General features: G+C 63.1%; 6 protein-coding genes. 2 read left to right on the forward strand and 4 right to left on the reverse strand.

Translation table 11 applies throughout. The features are described from left to right. Nucleotides 1–407, forward strand: a 407-nt coding sequence (locus EOA22_RS20540) for a VWA domain-containing protein (protein ID WP_127390179.1), incomplete at its 5' end; no start/stop codon positions are given. Beyond that, a complete protein-coding gene (locus EOA22_RS20545) occupies nt 407–1,294 on the forward strand; it encodes an amidohydrolase (RefSeq protein ID WP_063170273.1) in 888 nt (295 codons plus the stop codon). The genes EOA22_RS20540 and EOA22_RS20545, both read left to right, overlap by 1 nt. Before the next feature lie 4 nt (nt 1,295–1,298). Here the strand turns inward: EOA22_RS20545 and EOA22_RS20550 are convergent, their stop codons facing one another. From EOA22_RS20550 to EOA22_RS20565, 4 genes are all read right to left on the reverse strand, one after another. Then, the gene (locus EOA22_RS20550; protein WP_063168528.1) at nt 1,299–1,706 is read right to left on the reverse strand and encodes a carboxymuconolactone decarboxylase family protein; all 408 of its coding nucleotides are present in this window, start codon (nt 1,704–1,706) and stop codon (nt 1,299–1,301) included. A 219-nt stretch (nt 1,707–1,925) separates the two neighbouring features. Continuing rightward, nucleotides 1,926–3,422 (reverse strand): sugar ABC transporter ATP-binding protein, encoded by a 1,497-nt coding sequence (locus EOA22_RS20555; protein WP_063168529.1) that lies wholly within the window; start codon nt 3,420–3,422, stop codon nt 1,926–1,928. Further along, the gene (locus EOA22_RS20560) at nt 3,422–4,471 is read right to left on the reverse strand and encodes a hypothetical protein (protein WP_127390180.1); all 1,050 of its coding nucleotides are present in this window, start codon (nt 4,469–4,471) and stop codon (nt 3,422–3,424) included. The genes EOA22_RS20555 and EOA22_RS20560 overlap by 1 nt, the downstream gene beginning before the upstream one ends. Then, on the reverse strand, nt 4,468–6,591 hold the full coding sequence (locus EOA22_RS20565) for an SMP-30/gluconolactonase/LRE family protein (protein WP_013530839.1): 2,124 nt from the start codon (nt 6,589–6,591) through the stop codon (nt 4,468–4,470). The genes EOA22_RS20560 and EOA22_RS20565 overlap by 4 nt, the downstream gene beginning before the upstream one ends. Nucleotides 6,592–6,746 lie beyond the last annotated feature (155 nt).

The raw sequence follows: 6,746 nt of genomic DNA on the forward strand, positions 1-6,746 counted from the left end.
TCCGCGACGGCGACCAGGCATTGGCCCGCGCCGCTGTCCAGGTCGACGATTGGGACGGCGGCACCCGCATGGGGCCGACGCTGCTCGCCTTCCTCTCGGTGCCGCGCTTTTCAGCCTTTGCACGCGGTGCCGCTATCGTCATCCTATCCGACGCGCTGGAACGCGGCGATCATGCCGAGTTGGAGACAGCCATGCGGCGGCTGAGCGCCCGCGCCTTCCGGCTGTCGCTGGCCACACCTTTGGCCGGCGACCCGCGCTTCCGGCCGGCAACGGCGGCACTTCGCGCCATCCTGCCTGACCTCGACGATCTCGTCGACGGCTCGTCGCTTGCCGGTCTCACCGATTTCATCCTGTCGCTCGCCCGCCCTGCTCCGGCGGCGGCGACAATCTGGAAGAGGGTTTCATGATGCAGAAAACCATCGACGCACATTTTCACATCTGGCGCCAACAGGATCAGCCATGGCTGGTCGGACCGATGGTGCCGCGCATCTTCGGCCCCTACGAACCGATCCGGCGCGACTATCCGATCGAGGAATTTCTCGAAGACCAGAGGGATTCAGGCGTCGAGAAGGCCGTCTACGTCCAGACCAACTGGGCCAAGGAGGATTTCGAGAAGGAAGTCGCTTTCCTGCAGAAGACGTCCGACGAAACCGGCTGGCCGCATGCCATCGTCGGCTACACCGACATGACCGTCGACGATATCAGGCCTCAGATCGATCGCTTGATGAAATACAAGCTGCTGCGCGGCCTGCGCATGCAGTTGCACTGGCACGAGACCCCGGCCTTCCGCTTCGCCGCCTCCGCCGATCAGGTGATCGACCCGAAAGTGCGCGCCAATGTGGCGCGGCTCAAGGATTATGGCCTGTCCTTCGACCTGCAGCTCTTCCCCGCCCAGATGAAGGACGGCCTGACGCTGGTCGGCGAGAACCCCGAAACGAATTTCATCCTCACCCATGCAGGCATGCTGACCGGCATGGAACCGGAAACCACCGAGGCCTGGAAGGCAGGCCTGCAAACGCTGTCGGCGGCGCCCAATCTTTACGCCAAGCTGTCGGGCCTCGGCACCTTCGTCCACCGCAACGATCCCCTGCTGATCGCCTATGTCGTAGACAACGCGATCGATATCCTGGGCGCCGACCATCTGATGTTCGGCTCGAACTTCCCGATCGAGAAGCTGTGGACCAGCCACGCTGAGCTGATCAAGGCGCACCGCGACGCGGTGGCCAAGCATGGTGCGGTGGCCGAGGCGGATATCTTCTGGAACACGGCGGAGAAGGTTTACCGGCCGGTGTGACGCCTCACTTCACCTCGAACTGCGGATCGACTGGAATCTGCATCGCCGTCACCAGATGGTTGGTCTGGCCGGCGAGCCCGATGATCGACACCAGTTCGCCATGCTGCGCATCGGTCATGCCCTTGGCGCGGGCTGCCGCCGTGTGCGAGTGGACGCAGTAGGAGCAGCCATTGGCGGTCGACACCGCGATGTAGATCATCTCCTTGGTCAGCGGATCGATGGCGCTGTCGGCGACCATCACCACCTTCAACTGTTCCCAGATCCGCTTCAGCGCCGGAGGATCATTGGCCAGCCCGCGCCAGAAATTGTTGACGAAATCAGATTTGCGCGTCGCGCGGATGTCTTCGAACACGGCTTTCACGGCGGGAATCTTTTCGACCTCGGCATCGCTGAGGAGTTTTGTGGTGGCCATGGGGTTTTTCCTTCGTTGGATCGTTGCGTGAATTGAATCAGGTCTTGAGCAATTGCGGCCAATCCACTCGTCCGATTCACTTTTCCAGCGCCGGCGTCTAGATTCAGGTCAGGCCGAGTCGAAAATGGTGGGTTCCGAGAACCGGAGCGGAGCGTACTTTTCGTACGTGAGAACCGGAAGCGCAGGAAACCGCCATTTGCAGGCCGGCCTCACCTGAATCTAATGCACGGCCGCGTACATGATCTTCTCCTCCGTGGCCTCCGCCGGCGAAAACTCCTCGACGATGCGGCCCTGGCGGCAGACCAGGATGCGGTCGGACAGGTTCATGATCTCCGGCAGGTAGGACGAGATGACGACGACGGCCAGCCCCTCATCGGCCAGCCGGTTGATGATCTGGTGGATCTCGGCGATCGCGCCGACATCGACGCCACGTGTCGGCTCGTCGAAGATGACGATGCGCGGCTTCTGCACCAGCCCCTTGCCGATCACCACCTTCTGCTGGTTGCCGCCTGACAGCTCGACGACGCGCGCATTGTCGTTGATTGCCTTGATGTTCAGCGTCTTCGTCCATTCGGCCGAGAGCGCGCGCATCTCCTGCGTGTTGATCACCCAGGCCTTTTCGCGGCCCGCCGCCAGCAGTCCGCCGAACAGGTTTTCGGCAATGCCCATCGTCTCGAAGATGCCTTCGCTCTTGCGGTCCTCGGTGACATAGACGATGCCGTCGGCCACCGCTTCGCTCGGCACGAGATAGCGCACCGGTCTGTCATCGAGTTCAATCGCGCCCCCGCGCAGGAAATCCCGTTTGTAGATGCCTGAGACGATCTTGAATGTCTCGGTGCGGCCGGAGCCGATCAGCCCAAACACGCCGGTGATCTGGCCCTCGAAGATCGAAAAAGAGGTGTTGCGCACGACATTGCTCATCGAAATGTCCTGCACCGACAGCACTTTCTTGCCCGCCTTGCGCAGCTTCGCTTCGTCGCGCTGGCGGTAGATCTGTCCCGATAGCGTGCGCCCGACCATGGCGGAAACGATCCTGTCGCGGTCGAAGGCGGATGTGTCGTCGGTAATGACCAGCTCGCCGTCGCGCAGGATGGTGATGCGGTCGGCGATATCGAGCGCCTCTTCCAGCGCATGGCTGATGAAGACGATCGAGACGCCGCCCGCCTTCAGCCGGCGGATCAGCGCGAAGAAGTGCCGCTTCTCCTCCGGCGTCAGCGTCGCCGTCGGCTCGTCGAAGATGATGATCTCGGCATTGTGGTGGACGGCGCGCGCGATCTCGACCATCTGCCGCTTGGCGGCGCCCAACGTTGCCACCATGGCGTTGGGGTCGACCGGAAAATTCAGCGACTGCAGGAACTGCTGCGCTGAAATGTAGGTGCCGCGCAGCCGGTTGAGGAACTTTTCGGTGCCGAGATAAAGGTTCTGCGCCACCGTCATCGACGGCACCAGGCTGGTCTCCTGGAACACCATGGCGATGCCGGCTTCAAGCGCTGCGTGCGGCGAGGCGTAGGCGATCTCTTGCCCATTGTGGAACATCTTGCCCGAAGTGGCATCGACCACACCGGCGATGATCTTGGTCAGCGTCGATTTGCCCGCGCCGTTCTCGCCGAGCAGCGCATGGATCTCGCCCTTGCGCAATTCGAAGCTGACGTTCTTCACCGCAGGCACGCCACGATAATTCTTGGTGACGTTTTCCAGCCGAACGATCGGTTCCATCAAAAACCTCCCGCATCGATCGCCAGCACGCAGTCGCCGCCTCTGGAGGCGACAAACAGCCGGCCATCCTTTTCCGCAACGCTGCAGATGCCATGACGCGTTCCATTGGCGCGGCTGTGCAGGCTGAACAGCGGCTGCATCTTCTGGTCGAGCCTGACCACCAGCCCATAGGAGCGGCTCGGCGACCACGGCTTGTGGATGCCCATGGTGCGGATGCCGCCGCATTGCAGCGGCTCGAGGAAGCTGCGGCTGGACGCCAGTGCCGGCGCGATCCAGTAGGCCGGCGGCACTTGGCTCAGCATGTCCTGCCGGTAATGCGTTTCCTGCAGCACGAATTCGATCAGCCGGTTGCGCGGCGCAAACAAGGTCAGCCAGGCCCCACCATCGGCGGACGGCGACAGCCGCGCGGGATATCCCGGCAGATGTGCAAGCACCGTCGAGCGGTTGCCGGTAGCGCCATCGAAGCGAACAAGCTGGTGACGCCAGCTTTCGCTAACCAGCAGATCCTCGCCGACAGGATGCAGCCCGTAGGGAAAGGCAATGTCGCCGGCGAGTTTGCGGAAATCACCGCCTGCGGCGCCTCGCTTCCAGAGCGAACCGGCCACGCCCTTCTTCATCAGATCGGCGGCCCATTGCGATGGCGCATGCTCGGTCGAGCCGTTGGCCAGCCACAGCGTGCCGTCATCCGCATAGGCTAGTGCGGTGATGCAGCTGATCCCGGCCGGCAGTGAAACGTCGCTGCCGCCAATCAGCAACTTGCCGCTTTCCAGCCCGACCGTCAGTTCGCCCAATGGCGACAGCGCCAGCGCGGTGACGGCAGACGGAAAGGTCTCGACCACGACAGGTTGCGCTCCAGCAGCAATCGAATGGATGGCGTTGCCGCTGGAGACCAGCAGCCTGTCACCGGTAACCAGCAGATTATCCGGTTCCGTCAGCTCGGCAAAAGCCGGCGCATCATCCAGCCGCGTATTGGGGCGAAAAGCGCCGTCGAGCGGCGGGATGGTCACCGCCTTACCGCGGAACAGGTCGAGCACCGGGTCGAGGATCATGGCTTTGCTCCCCAATAGGAAGCGGGGCTGGTCCAGTTCGGGTCGGCGCCTGCAATCTTGTAGCGGCCGATACGGTTGTTGAGGATGCCGCCGACGAACAGATACCCCTTGTGCTCGCGCATCGAGGTGACCATCGGGTGCGCGCCGCCGGTGAGGTCGCCCATCGCCTCGACGATGCCGCCCTTCTCTGTGAATTTCACCACACCGCCGGTGTTGATGTTGGGGAACAGCCATTCGTCCTGCGGCAGCCGGCGCGTCATGCGCTTGCGCATGTCGGGATGGCGCAGCGACAGGTCGAAGCTCGGCGTGCGCATGCCGAGCCACGCCATCCAGTAATTGCCGTCGGAGGCGCGGTTGATGTTGTCGGGATAGCCCGGCATGTCGCGGATGACGCATTCGGCGGTGCCGGCCTTCGGCCCTTCCAGCCAGTAGCGGTGCACGCGGCAGGCCCAGCTTTCGGCGAAGAACAGCGACTTGCCGTCATGCGCCATGCACACACCGTTGGTGTAGCGATAGCCGTCGAGCAGCGTCTTCGTCGAGCCGTCCTTCGGGTCGTAGACCAGCAGCCGGCCGGTGGCACGGTTCTCGATCGAATCCAGCGCCCAATCGTGGGCGTCATATCGCTTAGTTGAATCTGTGAAATAGATGCGGCCGTCCGGTGCGATATCGCAGTCGTTGGGGTCACGCAGCCGTGCATCGTCGACGATCGAGGTCCACGAGCGCGACGTCTCCGCCGAGAGGCGTTTGACCTCCCGATCCGGCGAGACCGAATAGAGACCCATCGCGCCGACGCAGCTGATCAGATTGCCTGATTTGTCGAAGGCCAGCCCCAGCGGGAAACCGCCGATGTGGGCAAACACCTCCGACCTGACATAGTCCGGCGCGAAGAAGCGGACGATCTCGCCATGACGCGTGCCGCAATAGAGATTGTCGTCGCGGTCGAGGATGACGTCTTCCGGCCCCTCCAGCTCGCCAAGCCCGATATGCTCTGCGGCCGACAGCCTGTTGTCGAGTTCGTATGGCGTGCCCGAGCCGGGTGCGGCCGACTGTGTCTCGCCCATCTTGAGATAGACCGGCGCGACATAGACCTCATTCAGCACCTTGTGCCGGTTCTTCAGCCAGCGGATGTCGATGGTCACCGCCACCGCCAACATGATGCCGAGCACCATCTGGTTGGTGCCGGTGCCGTAGCCCAAGCGGATCAGACCGTTGGTCATGGTCAGCACGATGATTGCGCCCATCAGCCCCTTGATCACCGAGCCGCGCCCGCCGCCGAGGCTGACGCCGCCGACCACCGCCGCCGTCAGCGCCATGATCTCGAGGTTGAGGCCGGTTCCCGGCCCTGCCCCGCTCAGCCGGCAAGCAATGAGGAAGCCGCCGATCGAGGCGCAGAAGCCGGAAAAGACATAGGTCATGAACACGGTGCGGCGCACGCGGATGCCGGCATTGTGCGCCGAGCGCCTGGAGCCGCCGACCGCCAGCACGTGCCAGCCCGGCCGCGAACGCGTCAGCGCGATATGGGTGACGATGGCCAGGATGATCGCCAGCCACACCGAGACGGACAGCCCCCAGAAGGTGCTGTCGCCGATGAAGTCGAGCACATCCGATGTCGCGGTCGAGAGCTGCACATCGGCGGCATAGGTGGTGACCAGGATGTCGAACAGCGCCCGGCCGAAGATGAAGGTCACCAGCGTGGTGAGAAAGGCGCGCAGCCTGAGATAGCCGACAAGGTAGCCGTTGATGGCGCCGAAGATGAGGCCGGTGGCGAGCGATGCGGCCAGCGCCAGCCAGATCGACTGTTCGAGGATGAAGAAGACATAGACGGCGGAAAAGCACGACAGCGCGAAGATCGAGCCGACCGACAGATCGATGCCGCCACCCAGCATCACCACCGTCATGCCGGTGACGACCATCGAGAACTCGCCGAGCTGGCGGGTCGATTCCTGCAAAGCGGTCAGCTTGAAGAAGCCGGGAATGACCGAGCCGAAGGTCGCCAATGTCGCCACCAGCGCCAGGAACGGAATGGCGTTGTCGGTCCAGCGTTTGGTCAGTATCTCGCCGACGACATGGTCGGGCACGAGATTGTAGCGCCAGGACTGGAGGCGTTCGCGAAAGGACATCGGCTGCTGCTATTCCATGAGGGGACGAGGTGACCGGATCCTTCCGGTCACCTCGCTTGTACTTCAGTCGAAAAGGTGCGGCTTACTTTGCCGCCGCCGCTTGTGCCTGCAGCGCCTTCAGGTCCCAGCAGCTGTCGGGCTTGAGGTCGTCCTTC

It is taken from the genome of Mesorhizobium sp. M7A.F.Ca.US.014.04.1.1, assembly GCF_003998745.1.
Taxonomy (GTDB): Bacteria; Pseudomonadota; Alphaproteobacteria; order Rhizobiales; family Rhizobiaceae; genus Mesorhizobium; species Mesorhizobium ciceri.